Origin of the sequence: Rhizobium hidalgonense, assembly GCF_002914525.1 — a bacterium.
Classification (GTDB): domain Bacteria; phylum Pseudomonadota; class Alphaproteobacteria; order Rhizobiales; family Rhizobiaceae; genus Rhizobium; species Rhizobium hidalgonense.
This window is the reverse complement of record NZ_LODW01000050.1, coordinates 1-18,740: the sequence shown is the minus strand read 5'-3', so window position 1 is coordinate 18,740 and position 18,740 is coordinate 1. Positions and strand designations below refer to the sequence as shown.

At 58.7% G+C, this 18,740-nt stretch carries 16 protein-coding genes and 1 pseudogene; 8 read left to right on the top strand and 9 right to left on the bottom strand.

Features of this window, described 5'->3' with window-relative positions; all coding sequences use genetic code 11:
* Nucleotides 1-23 precede the first annotated feature (23 nt).
* Both ATY29_RS12920 and ATY29_RS12915 read right to left on the bottom strand, forming a co-directional pair.
* Nucleotides 24-995 (bottom strand): threonine/serine dehydratase family protein, encoded by a 972-nt coding sequence (locus ATY29_RS12920; protein WP_097536532.1) that lies wholly within the window; start codon nt 993-995, stop codon nt 24-26.
* Between the two features lie 2 nt (nt 996-997).
* Nucleotides 998-1,993 carry an ornithine cyclodeaminase family protein gene (locus ATY29_RS12915; RefSeq protein ID WP_097536530.1) on the bottom strand — a complete coding sequence of 332 codons (996 nt, stop codon included), beginning with the start codon at nt 1,991-1,993 and terminating at the stop codon, nt 998-1,000.
* Between the two features lie 549 nt (nt 1,994-2,542).
* Here ATY29_RS12915 and ATY29_RS12905 point away from each other — a divergent pair.
* Together ATY29_RS12905 and ATY29_RS37665 are read left to right on the top strand one after the other, a co-directional pair.
* Nucleotides 2,543-3,211 (top strand): haloacid dehalogenase type II, encoded by a 669-nt coding sequence (locus ATY29_RS12905; RefSeq protein WP_003567743.1) that lies wholly within the window; start codon nt 2,543-2,545, stop codon nt 3,209-3,211.
* 76 nt (nt 3,212-3,287) lie between these two features.
* Nucleotides 3,288-3,517 (top strand): annotated as a pseudogene (locus ATY29_RS37665) (FAD-dependent oxidoreductase); the annotation flags it as partial.
* A gap of 191 nt (nt 3,518-3,708) precedes the next feature.
* Here ATY29_RS37665 and ATY29_RS12895 read toward each other — a convergent pair.
* The 6 genes from ATY29_RS12895 to ATY29_RS12870 all read right to left on the bottom strand — a co-directional run bounded on the left by ATY29_RS12895 (nt 3,709) and on the right by ATY29_RS12870 (nt 9,652).
* Nucleotides 3,709-5,031: an NAD(P)/FAD-dependent oxidoreductase gene (locus ATY29_RS12895; RefSeq protein ID WP_025418524.1), complete on the bottom strand. Its 1,323-nt coding sequence runs from the start codon at nt 5,029-5,031 to the stop codon at nt 3,709-3,711.
* Between the two features lie 19 nt (nt 5,032-5,050).
* A complete protein-coding gene (locus ATY29_RS12890; RefSeq protein ID WP_003567739.1) occupies nt 5,051-5,476 on the bottom strand; it encodes a RidA family protein in 426 nt (141 codons plus the stop codon).
* Nucleotides 5,476-6,654 (bottom strand): alanine racemase, encoded by a 1,179-nt coding sequence (locus ATY29_RS12885; protein WP_097536526.1) that lies wholly within the window; start codon nt 6,652-6,654, stop codon nt 5,476-5,478. The genes ATY29_RS12890 and ATY29_RS12885 overlap by 1 nt, the downstream gene beginning before the upstream one ends.
* 78 nt (nt 6,655-6,732) lie before the next feature.
* Nucleotides 6,733-7,458 carry a beta/alpha barrel domain-containing protein gene (locus ATY29_RS12880; RefSeq protein WP_097536524.1) on the bottom strand — a complete coding sequence of 242 codons (726 nt, stop codon included), beginning with the start codon at nt 7,456-7,458 and terminating at the stop codon, nt 6,733-6,735.
* Between the two features lie 11 nt (nt 7,459-7,469).
* Complete coding sequence (gene pdxA / locus ATY29_RS12875) at nt 7,470-8,444, bottom strand: 4-hydroxythreonine-4-phosphate dehydrogenase PdxA (protein ID WP_097536523.1); 975 nt, start codon at nt 8,442-8,444, stop codon at nt 7,470-7,472.
* The gene (locus ATY29_RS12870) at nt 8,441-9,652 is read right to left on the bottom strand and encodes a four-carbon acid sugar kinase family protein (protein ID WP_097536522.1); all 1,212 of its coding nucleotides are present in this window, start codon (nt 9,650-9,652) and stop codon (nt 8,441-8,443) included. The genes pdxA and ATY29_RS12870 overlap by 4 nt, the downstream gene beginning before the upstream one ends.
* 68 nt (nt 9,653-9,720) lie before the next feature.
* Between ATY29_RS12870 and ATY29_RS12865 the strand changes: the two genes are divergently transcribed.
* The gene (locus ATY29_RS12865; protein ID WP_003567729.1) at nt 9,721-10,629 is read left to right on the top strand and encodes a LysR substrate-binding domain-containing protein; all 909 of its coding nucleotides are present in this window, start codon (nt 9,721-9,723) and stop codon (nt 10,627-10,629) included.
* Nucleotides 10,630-10,752: 123 nt separating this feature from the next.
* Here the strand turns inward: ATY29_RS12865 and ATY29_RS12860 are convergent, their stop codons facing one another.
* Entirely contained in the window at nt 10,753-11,421 is a 669-nt protein-coding gene (locus tag ATY29_RS12860; protein ID WP_003567727.1) for a FadR/GntR family transcriptional regulator, read from the bottom strand.
* 203 nt (nt 11,422-11,624) lie between these two features.
* On the opposite strand from ATY29_RS12860, the gene ATY29_RS12855 reads away from it, so the two are divergent.
* The 5 genes from ATY29_RS12855 to ATY29_RS12835 all read left to right on the top strand — a co-directional run bounded on the left by ATY29_RS12855 (nt 11,625) and on the right by ATY29_RS12835 (nt 18,455).
* Entirely contained in the window at nt 11,625-13,268 is a 1,644-nt protein-coding gene (locus ATY29_RS12855; RefSeq protein WP_097536521.1) for an ABC transporter ATP-binding protein, read from the top strand.
* A 57-nt stretch (nt 13,269-13,325) separates the two neighbouring features.
* Nucleotides 13,326-14,996, top strand: coding sequence for a peptide ABC transporter substrate-binding protein (locus ATY29_RS12850; protein ID WP_097536520.1), 1,671 nt, complete (start codon nt 13,326-13,328; stop codon nt 14,994-14,996).
* A 71-nt stretch (nt 14,997-15,067) separates the two neighbouring features.
* On the top strand, nt 15,068-16,018 hold the full coding sequence (locus ATY29_RS12845) for an ABC transporter permease (protein ID WP_097536519.1): 951 nt from the start codon (nt 15,068-15,070) through the stop codon (nt 16,016-16,018).
* Between the two features lie 32 nt (nt 16,019-16,050).
* On the top strand, nt 16,051-16,929 hold the full coding sequence (locus tag ATY29_RS12840; protein WP_003567719.1) for an ABC transporter permease: 879 nt from the start codon (nt 16,051-16,053) through the stop codon (nt 16,927-16,929).
* A 191-nt stretch (nt 16,930-17,120) separates the two neighbouring features.
* The gene (locus ATY29_RS12835; protein ID WP_097536518.1) at nt 17,121-18,455 is read left to right on the top strand and encodes an NAD(P)/FAD-dependent oxidoreductase; all 1,335 of its coding nucleotides are present in this window, start codon (nt 17,121-17,123) and stop codon (nt 18,453-18,455) included.
* Nucleotides 18,456-18,740: the final 285 nt, after the last annotated feature.

Genomic DNA, 18,740 nt, shown 5'->3' with positions numbered 1-18,740 from the left:
GTACTGACCGAAGCTGAGGCCGATCACGGCGCCAGATTGTAAATCTCGGCAAGGTCGCCTAGATCCCAGTTGCCGCCAGACAAGACCGCACACACTTTCTCATCTGGCTTCACGTCTATGCTGCCTGCCAATAGGGCTCCTATGCCGATGGAGGCGGCTGGTTCCGCGATCAATTTCGCATCCTGGGCGAGGGCACGCATTCCGGCAATGATGTGTTCGTCTTCAACAAGAATAATCTCGTCGACATATTTTTCGATAATCGGGTACGGATTTTGACCCGGAACGCTTAACCTTAAACCATCCGCGATCGTGTTCTTTAACGGAAGCGATGTGCGCTCCCTGTTTTTCCGGCTGTAGAAATATTTCGGCGTCAAGGCAGGCTCTGCCGCGATAACACGCACCGACGGCTTGGTTTCTTTAATCGCAGTGGCGATGCCCGAGATCAGCCCTCCACCGCCCAGGGGTACGATGACCGTGTCCACATCTTCCAAGTCTTCGAGGATCTCACACCCGATCGTTCCCTGACCGGCCATTACGACGGGGTCTTCGAAGCCGTGAATGACCGCATAATTGTGTCCTTCGGCGATCTCGTAGACTTTTCTCCATCGAGCAGCATTATCACCATCAAAAAGAATGACTTCCGCGCCAAGGGCCTCTGTATTGGCGATCTTGATTTTGGGTGTGGTGACCGGCAGCACCAACATCACTTTTACACCGAGCATCCTCGCTGCGTAAGCAAGCGCCTGGGCGTGGTTCCCCGACGAGGTCGCAATGATCCCGTTTGCGATCTCTTCTCGGGGGAGCGAGAGAGCCTTGTTCAGGGCGCCGCGGATCTTGAATGCGCCGGTAATCTGGAGTGTTTCCGGTTTGAGGTAGAGCTGACAACCAACCGCTTTCTCGATCTTGTCTGCACGCAACAGCGGCGTGTGTCTGACATGCGGCTTTAGCCGCTGCTGAGCCTCGCGGATGTCCTGAATGGTGGGATAGTTGCGCATGGTCATTCCTCAAAAAACGGGAAGAAAGTGCCGACATTGTTCGCTATGGCGTTGCGATAAATTTTGGTGGCGGTCGTATTGTCTTGAATGGCCATCCCAGTGGAGTCGAAAATGGTGATTTCGTCATCACTTTCGCGTCCCGGCTTCCTCCCCAACAATACCTCGCCGATTTCGCCGTGGATGTCGTCCTTGGCAATGATGTCTTTATTCAGCGGGTGCCAGGTTTCGCCCTTTTGCGTGCATTGCGAAAGCGAGTCGACGATGATCTTGGCGTTTCGGAAAAGCTCCGGATCCAGCTCCTGTTTGCCGCGTTGATCCGTGCCGATTGCGACAATGTGCGTACCGGGTTTTACCCATTCCGCTTCCACAAGCGAACCTTTCCCACGGGTCGTTGTGATCAAGATGTCGGCCCGCTCGACCGCCTCCTTCTTCGAACTTGCGACGGTAACGGGAATGCCGAATTCGCGCTCGATATCCGCCTTGTATTTGGAACTTGTTTCGTAGGTGCTGTCCCAGGCGTGGATCTCTTCGATCTTCATGATCTCGTTGATCGCCCGAATTTGCATTCTTGCCTGATTGCCTGTGCCGATCGACGCGATCGTCCTGGCGTTCTTTCTCGCCAGTGCCTTCACGGAGACGGCTCCCGCCGCCCCGGTTCTGAGGCCGGTGATTAAGCTGCCATCCATGATGCAAATCAACGCACAGCTCCTGGCATCAAACAGGAGAATGGTTCCCATGCTATTCGGCACGCCATGTTCTGCTGGATTGTTGGTGAACCCCCCGGAATGTGCTTTCATGGAGATGATTTCCGCGACTTTATCGTAGCCAAGTTTGAAGTCGATTTCGCCACGCAGGGAGGGCAGATGAATCCCGATATAGTCAGGCTGTTCCACCTGGTCGCTGCTGAAGGCCTTGTAAGCCTCCTCGACCGCGCCGATGACTTCCGTCATGCCGATAAGCCGCGCTACCTCATTCTTCTTGAGCAGCAGCGTTTCCATGCGTGACCTCTCTAATTCAATTCACCGGATCATTGCGACCTGACCTGCATTGATCCTATCAGGCCCAATGTGGGCCTATCGGTCGAATTCGCGGGAACCCAGGCAGATTGTTTTATATCGCACGACGATTTTGGCAGAGAGTACCGGCAGGCGCCTTTCGGAGCGTGGGCGGAGTGCTGGAACTATCCCGCCACTTCGAATGCTAAGATCGGCGAATGATTGGAAGCTGACGCAGTCGATCTTACTCGCTGTCGCCTACGAGTACCGAAGGACGAGCCTCCCGGGATTGGATCCTTCTTTGCGACGCAAGCCCCATATTTCGCAGATGCGCTCCCGTTTCCTGCGGGACGAATTGACCGGGCAGTACCTTTCTGACGCGCCCGGCATCTCGACCGCGGATCACTCTGATCCAGCACTCACAAGGGCAAACGATGTTTCCCTCCAGCATTTTGTGCTGAAGTTCCGCAGTTTCCGGGCAGTTCAGGTGCGAGCTCAGGGCTATGATTGGTCATAACTTGAACAACTCCCCGCAAAGCAAGGACGAAGCGCATGGCCATTTTCCGCCCGAAATACATCACCTTCGACTGCCATGGCACACTCATCAACTTTCAGATGGCGGAGGCCGCACGCGATCTTTACGGCGACCGAATGAGCGAGCAGAAAATGCTGCAGTTTATCGCGGACTTTTCTGCGTACCGCCTTGATGAAGTCATGGCCGACTGGAAGCCTTATGCGGAAGTCGTTCATAACGCACTGGCAAGGACCTGCAAACGCAACGGTATCGACTTCAAGGACGAAGACGCGCAGATGGTTTACGAACGCGTTCCCACTTGGGGGCCGCATCCAGACGTTCCCGCGGGTCTTGCCAAGGTGGCTAAGGAAATTCCATTGGTCATTCTGTCAAATGCGATGAACTCGCAGATCATGTTCAACGTCAAGAAGCTCGGCGCGCCTTTCCACGCCGTCTACACCGCCGAACAGGCCGGCGCCTACAAGCCGCACTTCCGGGCGTTCGAATATATGCTCGATATGCTTGGTTGCGGCCCGGCGGATATACTGCATTGCTCCTCCTCGTTCCGTTACGATCTGATGTCTGCACATGATCTCGGGATCAAGAACAAGGTTTGGGTCAATCGCGGTCACGAGCCGGCCAATCCCTATTACGGATATACCGAAATCGCTGGCATCTCGGGATTGCCCGGCGTCGTTGGTCTTTAAGGTGCGCAGATAGATCTTAAGATCCCGATCCTGCGGGACCCTCTCCGTTCGCCTTGGGTCGGGGCGGGGCATTGCGGGCGGCGCTACGCAACTCGCGAAGGCGGATGCAAAGGTTGGAGGCCGAGAACGTCGGCTGGGCCGCCTCCGGCGCAATCGCGGAACAACGGGCTTGCGCATAGTTGCCTGGCGGCAAAGGCGGAACTCGGCAAGGAGGGCGCGATCGCGCTCCACAAGGCCTTAGACGACTCCATCGACGCGATCGAGGCGCTTGGATGCATCGAATGCGATTTCCGTCGCGCCGGGAAGCCGCCCGAAAGCGGTAACCTCGGAATGCTGAGCGCCGACGCGATCCTCGGCCGACAGGACAATCCGAGGGAGGGGCTCGACTGGCCGGCCGTCCGCGGGGCACTTCGGAACTCCTGGTTCCTGCCGCTGGTCGGCATGATTACAAGTTGCTGGACAGCCTCGGCTAGGAACGACACTGGCCTTTGCCTTGATCACAGCCCGCCGACCTCGACTCTGGAGCCGTCAAAGAAGCGCGACAGCCGGAACGGCGTGGGATCGACGCAAGGCCTATCGTTCGCAACCAGGTCAGCTGCCAGGCGGCCGATGCCTGGGCCAATGCCGAATCCATGGCCGGAACCGCCCGCGGCCAAGTAAAGGCCTTTCACATGATCGGACGCCGAGATGACCGGTACCGCGTCCGGTGTGCAATCTACATACGCGCCCCAGCTGTCGGTGATCTCAATGCCCCTTAGGGCCGGGAACTGTTCAGTGACGCCCTTCAGAATAGCCGCGATCGTCCGGCGGCTCGGTCTTGGATCGAGAACACGGATCCGCTCGAAAGGCGAAAGCGTATCCTTGGTCCAGTTCGCCAACGCTTCCGGTCCGTGGAACATGGATCTGCCCACGCCGATCTGGACCGCTTTCAATCGCTTCAGAAACATCGGCATGAACCAGCGCGCATAACGCAGGCCTTGCGGCGTAATATCGAGCGTGGCCCTGCCGCTGACAGCAAGCGTGTAGCTGCCATCCAACCTGCGGGTCAACGAGCACTCTGGAGTGTAGATCGCCTCGCCGAGATTCGTTGTGGGTCGCGTACGAATTGCGGTCTGGCGCACGCTTGCCTGCGGAAATTGAACGCCGTACTGGCGGCAGAACAGGGATGTCCACGCACCGCCGGCGTTCAGGACCGCCTGCGACCTGATTATCCCTTTTTCGGTAGTGACCCCAGCAACTGCGCCATTGACGATATCGAGACCGCGTGCAGCGCATTCCTGGTGGATAGTCGCTCCGAACTTGCGGGCACCATTCGCGATCGTCGGCGCGGCAATTGCCGGCTCGCCTTTGCCGTCATCGACCGAATGGACGCCGCCGAGCCAACGACGACCTTGCGCGGGAATTCTGTCATGGGCCTCCCGGGCAGTGAGCATCTTGGTATTGACGTTGAATTGCCGGGCAAGATCAAGCCATTGTTCCCATTCCGCCAGCTGCTTGGGGTTGTCTGTCGCATAGAACAGACCGCATTGGCGGAAGCCGACGTCCTCGTCGATTTTGGCGGCAAACTGGTCCCACGCCTGCATGGATACCCCTGATAGCGGCAGTTCGCGCTCATCGCGGTTCTGCCGGCGGCACCAGCCCCAGTTTCGGCTGGACTGCTCACCGCCAACATAGCCCTTCTCGAGCAATGCAACGGATAGCCCCCGCTCTGCGAGAAAAAATGCCGCCGACGCGCCAATAATGCCGCCGCCGATGACGACGACGTCGGCCTCCGCGGGAAGCTCTTGATCGCTCTGTATGCGTTTGAGGAGTGGTGACATCGTGGCTGACCTGAATTGACTAGTCGGAGCTGTTTTCTGCCTCCCGCGCAGGAGCGTCCTGCGCGAGCACGGCGATCGCGTCGATCTCGACGAGATAGCCGTAGTGGAGTTCGGGCACCGGAACCACGGTGCGCGCCGGGCGCGCCCCTCCCAGCCGCGCTGCATAAAGCTGGTTGAAGCGCGGCCAGTTGCTGACGCCAACGATGTAGGCGGTCACCCTGATGAGATCGTCCGGGCTTCCCCCTGCCGCTTCCAGGACCGCCAACATATTGTCGATGGCTTGCCTCGCCTGCGTCTCGAACCCATCGTCGGGAAGCGACGTCCCATCCGGCCGGATCGGGAGCTGCCCAGATATATAAAGATGCTGGCCCGCCAGCTTGGCCTGGACATAGTGACCGGCAGGGCTGGGCGCGCGATCGGTGTTTACGGTTATGACGTTCGACATCACCAGCCTCCGAAGCGCGGCCAACAAGCCTCAACGGCATGCGAACCACTGCGCACAACATGATAGACCGGGTGCTGCGCAGCGGTTGCGCAAGCATGGTTCGGCAGGATCCGCACCCGGTCTCCGATCGCCAGAGACGGAAGGCGCGCGTTCGAGCCGGGCCGCACGGCGAGGATGCCATGCTCCTGGTTCGCGTCGACAACGATGATGTCCTGGTAGGCATTGCCGTCGATGTCACTGACGAGGCCATATCCCTGGTCGATGGCCTGCCTGCTGGTGCCGCGGTCTCGCGACAAAGACATCCATCCGCCATCGGTTATGATCCACCCCTTCTCGCGCTGGTGCCCGATAACCGTCGCAAGAACGCTGAGCGCGATGTCTTCGACCTGGCAAATGCCGATGCCTGCCATCACCAGATCGAAGAACACGAACACCCCGGCGCGGACTTCGGTCACGCCTGTTAGATCCTTCGCATGATGGGCCGTCGGCGTCGAACCGACGCTGACGACCGGGCACGGCAGTCTTGCACCACGAAGAAGCTGCGCGGCTTCAACAACGGCCAACCGCTCCGCCTCGGCAAACCGCTGCTGCGCCTCGTCGCCACCACCTTTGTAGCTGTCGCCAGCATGGGTCAAAACGCCACGCAGTTCCGCGCCTGCGGCCAGCGTCTGCCCAATCTCCAGCAACTGCGCGTGATTGCCAGGCACAACACCCGAGCGGTGGCCATCGCAATCGATCTCGATCATGGCTGGGATCCGCATTCCGGCGCCTCGGGACGCCTCGGCAACCGCCTGCGCCTGTTCGACGGTATCCAGTACCACCACGAGATCGACGCCCTTGGCGCGCAGCTCGGCGACACGCGCGAGCTTTGAAGGAGCGATGCCGACGGCATAGATCACGTCGCGAACGCCAGCGGCCGCGAACTGCTCCGCTTCCTTCAGCGTCGAGACGGTCGCCGGTCCCTCTGGCGCACTCATGAACCGCCGGGCCACGTCAATCGACTTCGCAGTCTTCAGATGCGGTCGCAGCGACACGCCGAGGTCATCGAGCCGGTTCCTGAGCCGCTTGATATTGCGGTCCATCCGGTCCGCATCCAGAACCAGACAGGGCGTTTCCAACGTCTCAAGCGTGGTCGTGGTTGCCAAGCCAGGGGAGGGGGCTAACGTCGCTAGATCCATTTGTCGGGCCTCCAAATTCGAAACTCACCTTGTGCCCAAATCGTAAAGACAGCAATTAATGATCGGTGAAGAGCCAATTCAGGTGTACCTTAATACCGGCGCAATACCATCCGCGTCAGCTTGAATCCGCTCGAGAACGTTGATCTCCGCCTCGATTTCCAATCGCAGATCGGCACTGCCGGAAAAAGCGCCATTGAAAGCCGCCGTTCCGATGGTAAAACCTGCAGCACCAGACCGTACGACCGCCGCCAACCTTTCAGGACTGTCGATCGATCCTGCAACAACCACAGGCTTGGCCACGGCCTCACACACCCGCGCCATCAGCTCTTCGACATCGCCGCCGAAGCGATAGGCGAGCAGATCGAGACCGCTGACACCGTTGATCGCCGTCAAATGCCGGGCACTTTCCACAATTGTCTCGATGGTCCCTTCGAGCTTGCTCGGATGACCGACGATCTTGCCGGGGAACGGATAGTACCCCATGTTTCGCCCAGCAATAACTGGGAGAACGACGTTCGGTCGGGTCCCACCCATCAAGATGTCAACACCGAGGTCGACCGCGGCCTGCGCGGATCGTCGCTCGCTCTCCTCGTCGAGGCTGACCACTTCGAGATAGAGCGTGGCACCCGCCGCCTTGATTGCCGAAGCTAGGCCCAAGAGTTTATCGAATGGCAGGCCAATATCCTTGAACCCCACATGTCTGATGCCGGCGGCAAGCACATCCTTGAGGCGCTCGGCCGCGTCGGCAACGGTGCGGTCCTGGTTGGTCAACATAAATATGAAGTCGGGAGAAGTCTGGGGCATCGAAAGCGCTCCTAGATTGCATTGAGAAGCAGCGCCTGATCGAAGGCGTAGCGAAGTGAGGAATGGTCGGCCGTCCCTTGGCCCGCGATGTCGAATGCGGTGCCGTGATCGACGCTGGTACGGATGAAGGGCAGGCCGATGGTGACGTTGACGCCGTTGTCGATGCCGAGATACTTGACCGGAATGAGGCCCTGGTCGTGATATTGCGCAACGACGATATCGAACTCGCCCCTGCGGCCCCGCATGAAAATCGTGTCTCCTGGCCATGGACCGGACGCGTTTATTCCAAGTTCCTGAGCCCGGCTGATTGCCGGCGCGATAATGTCGAGATCCTCGCGTCCGAACATGCCGTTTTCACCGGCATGGGGATTGAGGCCGGCGACGGCGACGCGGGGCGAGGCGATGCCATATGCCTTACCTGCCCGGTGCGCCAATTCGATCGTTCTGAACACAGATTGCTGCGTCACGAGGCCGATAGCGTCGCGCAACGACACGTGGATCGTGACCAGGATGACACGCAGCTCGTCGTTTGCCAGCATCATCGCGAACTTGTCGGTCCCCGACCGTTCCGCAAGGATTTCGGTGTGGCCGGGGTAATTGAGCCCGCCCTTCTTCATTGCTTCCTTGTTGATCGGCGCGGTGACGATGGCCCTGATGTTGCCTGCCAGGGCTTCGTCGATCGCCCTCACAACATAGTCGTAGCTGGCGCGGCCAGCGCGAGCATCCACCTGACCGATCGGCAAATCGTCAGGAAGATCCGAAACATTGAGAACGGCTATGAGTTTGCCGTCTGGAACAGCCTCATCGACTGACATGATGGGCTGCACGTGAAGCGGAAGATCGAGGGCTCGGACTGCGCGTTCCATCACCTTGGCGTCACCAATCACCACCGCGTGCTCAGGAAGTCCGTCCGCAAAAACGCGTGCGATGATTTCCGGGCCGATCCCACAAGGATCGCCCATGGTAATTCCGATAGGCGTTTTCATTTCTTATCTCCAAGCCAGAGGCCGCGAAGCAACTCAGCTGATTTCAGCAGGATATTGGGCGAGCCGAAGCCGCCCGCTTTTGTGATAATGTGAAAGGGATGCGATCCGGTCGTGCGCCCCACCGGAATTCCGGGCTCGATCTCGCCCAAAAGTTCGAGTGAACCAATCCCAAGTACGCCCAGCACCGATTCGGCGGTGTCGCCGCCGGTCAGGAAAAGACCCGTGACGGGATAACGCTCGATTAGCAGGCGGACCGCCTGGCCAAGAGCGATCGCAACGGACCGAGGATCGACCGACGTGCCGCGCTCAGACGCTGTTAGAAGGACATCTCCGGCAGACCCCGATTGGCGATATTGCCCAACGGCGCTTTCGGCCGCGAGAACGGGAGAATGAGATGCCTGCTCGGCGTCGACGACGATCTGTCGGACGTCGTCCTTGCCTCTCAGCCTTGAGCATTGCTCGCGGCTAAGCGGATTAACGCTGCCGATGACAAAGAGATTGAGCGACGCCGTGCGGGACGACAGTGCGGCGTCATCGGCCCGGCCGACCTGGTCCGCCAACGCAGTCGCCAGCCCCGGAGAACCACACCAAAGGATGGACTTTGCATCCGCCGCCGATTTCACCAGCAGGGCCAGATCGTGCTGCGTTGCTGCATCGACTATCAGTAACTTCCTGTCATCCGCGACAAGTTCTCCAGACTTCAAGGCTCGAACTTCCGCAAGTCCAAGAAAACGCACTTCCGCGTCTGGAATAGCCGGGAACAGGGCGCGAATGTGCGAGTCTGTTATGGGGTGGAGGGGGTCCTTTGCAAATTCGGTTTCCTCCAACGGCACGCCACGAAGAAGCTGACGCCCTCCTTCCGTGGTTCGCCCACCGGCTGGGAAAGCCGGAGCGACGATTGCAATAGCCCGACCGGAGGCTCTGCGTGCAGCGATTATTTCAGCGCCAATGTGACCACGAATGGTGGAATCGACAGTATTGTAAAGGATTTCCGCGGACGCCAGGCTTTTTGCAGCGTGCGCCGCTCGATCGACAGCATCTTCAATGGATGCTGCACGACTGGCCTTGTTTACCGATACAATCGCAGCATCTTCCCGTGGCGATCGCTGATGATCGGCGAACACGAGGCATCTGTGCCCCATGCTCACGAATGGCGCGGCGCCATCCGTTGCACTGGTGAGATCGTCGGCGAGAATTCCTACCTTCAAAATTGCTCTCCCGTCGGTTCTCAATGTGACGAGAGATTATTAGCGCTATTGCTTCTGCCGAAAAAACGATGAATTCTGACAGAAATCCGTCACTTCAAGTCACAGATATGGCCGCACGAGTTCCTTCACTATCCGCATTGAGAGCCTTTGAATCCGCTGCTCGTCATTTGAATTTCGGGCGTGCGGGCGATGAACTGTTTGTCACACACAGCGCCATCAGCAAGCAAATCCGCTTGCTTGAGGAAGACCTTGGAGTGGCTCTTTTCGAACGAAGAAACAGAGCCGTTTTCCTCACGGACGCGGGGCGACGCCTCCTTGTTGCGATGAGCGAGGTGCTTCGCCTGATCAGCGATTGTTGCGAGGAAATAAGAGTTGGCGGTTCCGCACCGCTGGTGGTCTCATGCGAGCCGACCTTCACGCAGCGGTGGCTGATCCCTCGTCTCCCACAATTCAATACACTTCATCCGGATATCGAGGTTCATGTATTAGCCGCTGGTGGTCCGGTGAGCTTTGACAGGAGCCACATCGATCTGGCGCTACGGAGAAGCGATTTTAGCTGGTCGCCGGAGCTTTTTGTGGAAACGGTCGTCGAAGAACGTGTCGGCCCCGTATGCGCGCCACGCCTGTTGGCTTCCGGCAGCGATGACATTCTCTCCTTGCCTCGCATTCATTCGGCCACGCGCCGAGACGCGTGGGCGCGATACATCGCCGATAATCAGCTCGCAGATCCAAAAGCGCCCGGCAACCAGGTGTTCGAACACTTCTATTTGAGTATCGAGGCGGCAATCGCTGGCTTAGGTGCTGCGATTGGTCCGGAGCCGTTGGTAGCCGATGCAGTGGAAAGCGGGCAACTGGTGGCGCCGCGGGGATTCTCCGGCAACGGACATAGCTACATCCTGTTGAGCCGACTTCCATTCGAAGGCGATGCTAGAAAACGAAACTTCCTCTCATGGCTTCGACGGCAGTTTGGTTCCTGAAGCGCTTAGTTGGCCAGCACCTTGCGGCTGTGATCCGCTCGTGAGGATGGCAGAGGTCGCGGCCGAGACGGTCGCAGTGGACAATGCGACAATGTCCTTCGACACCAATTGACGAGATCCAGTTCAAATGCTGGGACCCAGTATGTTCGTTCTGGCTTCGATGATGTGATCGTACATGTTTCGCTCGGCCTCCCTGCTATCCCGATCTTTTATTGCGTCGAGAATTGCCTGATGGCTGACGATATACGCCGTCATGCGCTCGGAGGTCAGCGACTGTTCCTTCATTTTCCCCCAGAGGTTCCCGGCCCGTACCGCGTGAATACCTTCATAGAGCGACGCAAGAAGACCGTTACGAGCGGCCTGGACGATGATGCGATGAAAGACGGCGTCCCATTTCTCGAATTCGCCCAGTGCTTCCGACGCGCTGCCTCGTGCGATTGATTTCTGCATTTCCTCGACTTCCTGCCTGGTCGCCCGTAACGCTGCCAACGCGGCGATCTTCGGCTCTATGATCAGCCGAGCCTCAAAGACTTCCGCCGGATAGGTGCGCAATGTGTCTCCTTCATTGGTTGCCGGCCGGCGAAGGGCGCTCGAACTCACGCCGCTGCCGGCAATAAAGGTGCCTCTGCCGACGTGCCTGATAAGGCGGCCTTCCTTCTCCAAGGAACTGAGCATCCTTCTAAGGGCGGTACGCGGCAGCCCGAGTTTCAGTGCCAAGTCACGCTCGGGAGGCAGGCGATCGCCTGGTTCCAGACCTTCCGCCTCAATGAAGTCCTTCAACACCACGCTCATGTGACCTCCAATAAATATTTTGCGAAACCAATTTGATCTATATTGACACCAATGGCAAGACCAATCTTATAATAATCATCGAACCAACGCCGATTGGTTGCGAATGGTGCTGAGATGCACTGCTCGAAAAGATTACGCGGCAGCATGATTGATCGGCGATCAAAATCTCAAATGAGAAGCTGCGTAGACAAGGAGAAAAACCGATGGCCGTTACGACAGAGGCTGTTACAGCAGGCGATGCAGCGCTTTCGGTGCGTGGTCTCACAGTCGACCTGCCAAAAGGCATGGAGCGAGCTCATGCCGTCGAAAACGTGTCGTTTGACCTCAAGCGCGGTCAAATCCTCTGCATTATCGGCGAGTCTGGATCGGGCAAGTCGGTAACCGCGAATACTATCATGGGGCTTTTGCCAAAGGTAATTCCAGTCTCGTCGGGTGCGATCAATCTCGATGGAACGGCCATCGTCGACGCGCCGGCAAAAAAGCTGCGCCAGTTGCGCGGCCGCGTCGTGTCCATGATCTTTCAGGATCCGCTTTCGGCGCTCAACCCGCTGATGACGGTCGGTGAGCAGGTTACTGAAGTGATGGCGGCCCATGGAGTGGGCACGAAGGCTTCGCGGCGTGACCGCGCACTCGAGTTGCTTGCCGAGGTGGGCCTGCCCGATCCGGATCTGATGTACCACCAGTATCCGTTCCGGCTTTCTGGTGGTCAGCGCCAACGCGTGATGATCGCGATGGCGCTGGCCCTCGAGCCGACGGTTCTGATCGCAGACGAACCAACGACAGCCCTCGACGTAACCACCCAGGCGCAGATCCTGAAGCTCATCCGTGACATTCAGCGCCGCAAGGACATGAGCGTCATGTTTATCACCCACGACTTCGGCGTTGTCGCAGAAATTGCCGACAGCGTCGTGGTTATGGAGAAAGGGCGGATTGTCGAGCAGGGCACCGCCGATCAGGTTCTCAAATCCCCCAGCCACCCCTACACCCAGCGCCTGATTGCCGCCGTTCCGCGCCTCACGGGCGAGGACAGAAAACTCACGGCGCAGACGAGCGACGAGACAGTCCTGACTGTCAATGGATTGTGCAAGACCTATCGCAGCGGCAGCGCGCTGTTCGGCAGCCAGCGTGTCGTGCCTGCGGTACAGGACGCCTCGTTCACCCTGGCCGCGGGCCGCACCCTTGGCATTGTCGGCGAAAGTGGTTCCGGAAAATCGTCGTTGGGACGACTCCTGATCAAGCTCCAGGACAGCGACAGCGGTCAGATCCTGTTTGAGGGCAAGGACATCATCAAGCTCTCTGAATCCGAATTCCGGCCGCTACGCCCTCGGATCCAGATGATCTTTCAGGATCCCTTTGCATCGCTCAATCCGCGCTCCACTATCGGTCAGATATTGACCGTCGGGCCCGTCGCACATGGTATGCCCTACGCACAGGCGCGCGACGAAGCTCGGGCGTTGCTATCCCACGTCGGTCTCGATGCGGGTGCGTTCGGCCGCTACCCGCACGAATTCTCGGGCGGTCAGCGCCAGCGCATCGGCATCGCGCGGGCCTTGATGTTCAAGCCCAAGCTGCTGATTGCCGACGAAGCAGTCTCCGCGCTCGACGTGTCGATCCAGGCCCAGATCCTCAAGCTGCTTGACCAAATCCAGCGCGAGACCGGCGTATCAATGGTCTTCATCACCCATGATCTGCGTGTTGCCAGTCAGATCTGCGACGAAATTGCTGTGATGCAGAAGGGCCGGGTCGTCGAACGCGGCCCGCCGTCTCAGATCTTCCTGAAACCGCAATGCGACTACACGCGTGAACTTGTAGCTGCAATTCCCGGAGAACGGCGCAGAGACACTTGAGAAAGTGCAATGAACTCCGGGAAGTAGCCTCCTAACGAGCAAAAGAGAGGGAATGAAATGACAAAAGAGTCTAGGACCAAAAGCAACGTTTCTCGGCGCGACGCACTGCGCCTGATGGCAGCCGGCGGCATTGCATGCTTTGCCGCTCCCAACCTGATCGGCAAACCTGACATTGCTCGGGCCGCCGACAAGAAGCCTGCGGGTCGCGTCGTCGTCGGGCTTTCGCAGGAACCGACGGTCTTCAATCCGCTGATGGCCCATATCGAAACGGACGATGCGGTCCACTTCTCACTCTTCGACGCCCTCTTTCGCATGGATCCGGGCGGCGTGCTCCAGCCCAATCTTGCACTAGAGGTGCCCACGCAAAAGAACGGCGGCATCTCGGCGGATGGCCTGAACTGGCGCGTTCGCCTGCGTGACGATGTGCGCTGGCATGACGGCCAACCGTTTACCGCTGAGGACGTGAAGTTCACCCTTGAACTGATCACCAATCCGAAATTCCGCGCCTGGCGTACGGGCGGCCATTCGCTGGTGCGCGACCTCACGGTGGTCTCGCCAACTGAAATCACCTGGCGCATGGAGCAGGTTTTTGCTCCTTACCTGTCGTTTCTCACCGAAACCTTCATCGTGCCGAAGCACCTTCTCGAGAAGGAAGCTGATCCGAACGCAGCAGCCTTCAATCAGGCACCCGTTGGCACCGGCGCCTTTAAGTGGAGCCAGCGTGTGGCCGGCGACCATCTCGAACTGGCGGCGAACCCGGATTATTTTGGGGACGGTCCGTATGTCGAACAGGTCATATTCAAATACATTCCTGACCAGACGGTGCTCTACACTCAGTTCAAGAGCGGCGACATCGATCTCACAGACCAGGCGTACATCACGCCCGACCACTACGACGAGGCCAGCAAGTTGCCGGGCCGTGTGGTGAGCCGGGTGCCTGGTGCCTCCGTCGAGTCGTTCTATCTCAACCTCGAGCGGCCGCAGTTCAAGGAACTTGCGGTGCGTCAGGCACTCTATGCTGCAATGGACAGAAAGGCGATCATTGACGCCCTCTATTTCGGCGTGGTGACAACGACGGAAACCTTCATGCCGAAGGAGTCTTACTATTTCAATCCGAACCTTCCGGCGCAGGAATTCAATCTCGACGCCGCACGCAAGCTCCTCGACGATGCCGGCTGGGTGCCGGGGTCGGACGGAATCCGGGAGAAGAACGGAGTGAGGCTGGCGTTCAACAACTCGACCACATCCGGCAATAACCTCCGCGAGCAGGTGCAGCAGTTCCTGCAGCAGACATTCGCAGAAATTGGTGTCCAGATGACGATCTCGAATTTGCCGGCTGCTGTCATGTTCGGCGAGTTTTGGCTGAAGTCACAGTTCGACACGGCAATCTCGGGTGTTACGCATCTAATTGCCGCGGACCCCGATGCAACCAACCGTCTGGCGAGCAGTGCGATTGCCGCCAAGGGCGGAAAGGGATCGAACGTCGGCCAGTATTCCAATCCGGAAGTGGATGCGCTGCTCAAGAAGGGTGCCCAGACCTTCGATCCGGAGGCACGTCGTGAAATCTATTACCGCATTCAGGAAATCGTGCGTCAGGACCTTCCCTTCCTTCCGCTTTTTGCCGCCACATACGTGGTTGGCACGAAGGAAGGCCTTGAAGGCTGGGAACCGAATACGAACACGCGCACCGCATCCTGGCATGCTGCCGGCTGGCACTGGAAGAGCTGAGTTAACCTCCCGTTGTCGCCGCCGCGGTCGCGGCGGCGACCTCTATTGGCGCTATCACAGGGAGAGCCTGAATGCGTAGCTTCCTACTTAACCGGTTCGCTCAGAGCCTCGTACTGCTCCTGATCGTTTCCATCATCGGCTTCGTGGTCCTCAACCTGATCCCTGGCGGTCCGCTGGCACAATTCGGGCTCGATGCGAGCATGACTCAGGACGACTTGAAGCGACTGGCGGAGCAGTTGGGCCTGAACCGTCCTCTGTGGGTGCAGTATCTGGATTGGGCCTGGCGCCTGTTGACAGGAGACTGGGGCCACTCCTTCCGCGACGGGGCGCCAGTTCTCGAGGTGATTGGACGGCACCTCATGGCAACGTTGTTGCTGATGGGATCGTCCACGGTGATTGCGATCGCTATCGGTACGTGGATCGGTGTTCGCGGCGCCGTAAAGCGCTATTCGGTTTTCGACTACGTGGCGACCGTCGGTGCGATGGTGGCCCTTTCGATCCCGACTTTCTGGTTCGGCCTGATCGGGATCTACGTCTTCTCGCTCAAACTTGGCTGGCTTCCAGCCGGCAACATGTACACGATCGGCGACGAATCCGTTCTGAACTATCTCCATCATCTTATTCTGCCCAGTGTAGTGCTCGCGCTCGTGCATGTGGCCATCTGGAGCCGCTACATGCGAACGGCTACTCTCGACGTTATCAATCAGGAATTCATAAAGACTGCCCGCGCTAAAGGATTAAGTGAGCGGCACATCCTGATGAAACATGTCATCGGCAATGCCCTCCTACCGATGATCACACTCCTTGGGATGCAGCTTCCCAGCGTCCTGACGGGTGCTCTGGTCACCGAGACGGTGTTTACCTGGCCGGGCATGGGACGCCTGTTCCTCGACAGCCTCGGCTACAGTGACTATCCGGTGGTGATGGGATTGCTCATGTTCTCAGCGATCCTTGTCGTGGTGAGCAACCTCGCAGCCGACATTGTTGTCGCCATCATCGATCCCCGTATCCGTCTGAGTTAAGCGCCATGAACGCTCATCAGGAGACAGCCATCATGACTGCCATTGCCGCAAATTCGCCCCGGGAGCGCTGGTGGAACAGCCGAACTGCGCACCGTTTCATGAAGCACCATCTGGCCCTCATCGGGATGGTGATGATCGCTCTCCTGACCCTGGCATGCGTTTTGGGTCCCCATGTGTTGCCGTACGATTCCCTCTACATCGACCTGCGCGCTCGCTTCGCTCCGCCCCTGACCGGCCAGCATTATCTCGGCACGGACCCGCTGGGACGAGACCTGGCCGCCCGCCTGTTCATGGCGGGACGGATTTCGCTTTTGGTCGGCTTCTCAGCGATGCTGTTGTCGACGCTGATCGGAACCCTTGTCGGCGTGGTGGCTGGATATAGGGGAGGCCTGATCGGCACCGTTTTGATGCGTGCCGTGGATGGCTTCCTTTCTTTCCCGTCCATCTTCCTCGTGCTTGCTCTTGCCGCTGCGTTGAAGCCAAGCCCAATCATGATTACCGTCGTCATCGCTGCCACAAGCTGGATGGAAGTTGCGCGCATCGTCGAGGCCGAGGTCCGCTCTTTGCGCGAGCGCGAATTCGTGTTGGCCGGCCGCATGCTGGGACTGAGTGCAACGCACATCATGTTCCGCGAGATCCTTCCCAATGCCATAGGCCCGATCATCGTCGCCGCGACCCTGACCGTCGCCCGAGCAATTCTGATGGAGGCCTATATCAGCTTCCTCGGCTATGGAATTCAGCCGCCGCTGCCCAGCTGGGGTAATATGCTGAACGGCGCCCAGCAATATCTGGGGACGGCACCTTGGCTGGCGATCATTCCCGGCGCGGCCATAACGATCGCTGTCACCAGCTTCAATTTCATCGGCGACGGGCTGCGCGATGCGTTCGATGTTCGCGGTGATCACAGCTGAGGAACAGCATCTCGCGCCCGCCCCAACGAGACATCCGCTGCTGAACGCGCACCTGAGTGTCGGGTGGAATACGTCAGACGTCATCGCCTCCCGAGCGTCGGTAATGTTCCGAGGTCACGACGACAGATTGTTGAGCTTTTATCATTCCAGTCCGGAGATGACTGGAGCACGATGCCAGAGGAATAGTGACTATGCCGGTCCAGGTTCAGAAAGTAAGTGATAGCGCCTCTTTTCCAACCGAGGTCGATGTCGTCGTCATCGGGGCGGGGATCGTGGGTACCTGCACGGCCTATGAGCTCGCCCGCAAAGGGGTATCCGTGGCGCTGCTCGAAAAGGGCATCGTCGGTGGCGAGCAGTCAAGCCGCAACTGGGGATGGGTTCGCCAGCAAAACCGCGACCTCTATGAACTTTCGCTGGCCATGTACAGTCTGCGGCGCTGGGAGGAACTGAGCACCGAGACTGCCCGCGATCTCGGCTTCCGCCGAACGGGCATACTTTATTGCACGAAGAACGAGGCTGATGTCGCCCGATGGGAAAAGTGGGGCCAGGCTGCACGTGTGCAAGGGTTTCACAGCCAGATCCTCAGCTCATCCGAGGCCAATGAGCGAGCTTCAGGCGGTACATCCTCCTGGGTCGGCGGCGTTTGGTCGCCGACGGATGGGAGAGCCGAGCCCAGTCTTGCTGTGCCCGCCATCGCCGAGGCAGCGAAGGAAAACGGAGTATCGCTGCATCAAAACTGCGCCGTTCGGGGCCTCGACATCAGCAACGGCCGGGTAACAGGCGTGTGGACTGAGCGGGGGCTTGTGAAAGCCGGCACAGTTGTTTGCGCTGGCGGAGCATGGGCTTCGCGCTTTTCTCAGCGATATGGCATCGAGCTTCCAGTCGCAAACATCTCCGGGACCGCAATCAAGACGACCCGCGCGCCCGAAATCATTCAAGCAGGATGCCTTTCGGCTTCGAACTTCGTGTTGCGACGTCGGACAGACGGCGCCTACACGGTTGCCGTACCGGGACGTGGTACGCTCGACATCACGCCGCGGGGGATGCGATACGCGGTCAAATTCTATCAGATGTACCGCAGCAAGATCGGCAAGAAGCTAAAGTACCGCCTGAAGAGCAGCTTCTGGAATGGGCCCGATGCTGTCGGTAGCTGGGAGAATGACGAAATCTCGCCGTTTGAAAAGAACCGTATTCTGGATCCAGCGCCCGATGGCGAACTCGTCAAGCTCGCATTGAGGAACCTTGAAAGCGAATACCCAGCGCTCAAAGGCATCGGCGTCGAGCGCGCCTGGGGAGGGCTCATTGATACTTCTCCGGATCTCGTCCCGGTTATTTCGAGAGTGGACCATCTGCCCGGTTACGTGGTTGCCGCGGGATTCAGCGGACACGGCTTTGCCATTGGACCGGGTGCCGGTCGGTTGGTCAGCGAGATCGTGATGAACGAGACCCCGATTACGGACATCTCACCCTACAGGCTGAGCCGCTTCAGCGACGGCTCGACGATTAGGCGGCCGGAAATGATGTAACGGATTTTGTCGGTCGCAGTCCAAGTCGCTGCTGTCGGTGTACTCATGAACGGGCCTCAAACCCGACATGGGTGAGGATATCAGTCAGTCAAAACAGACTTCAAAATTCTGATCGAGCGGGATCAGTATTCAGAAGCCAAAGACATGGAGCTAAACTGTGGTCCTCGAGCGCTACACCGTGCCGCGTCTTGTGCGGCAGCGAGCATTGATAGACCGGGATAAGTACCTGAAATGGTACGAGGAGAGCGTCGAGAACCCGGACAAGTTCTGGGGCAAACACGGCAA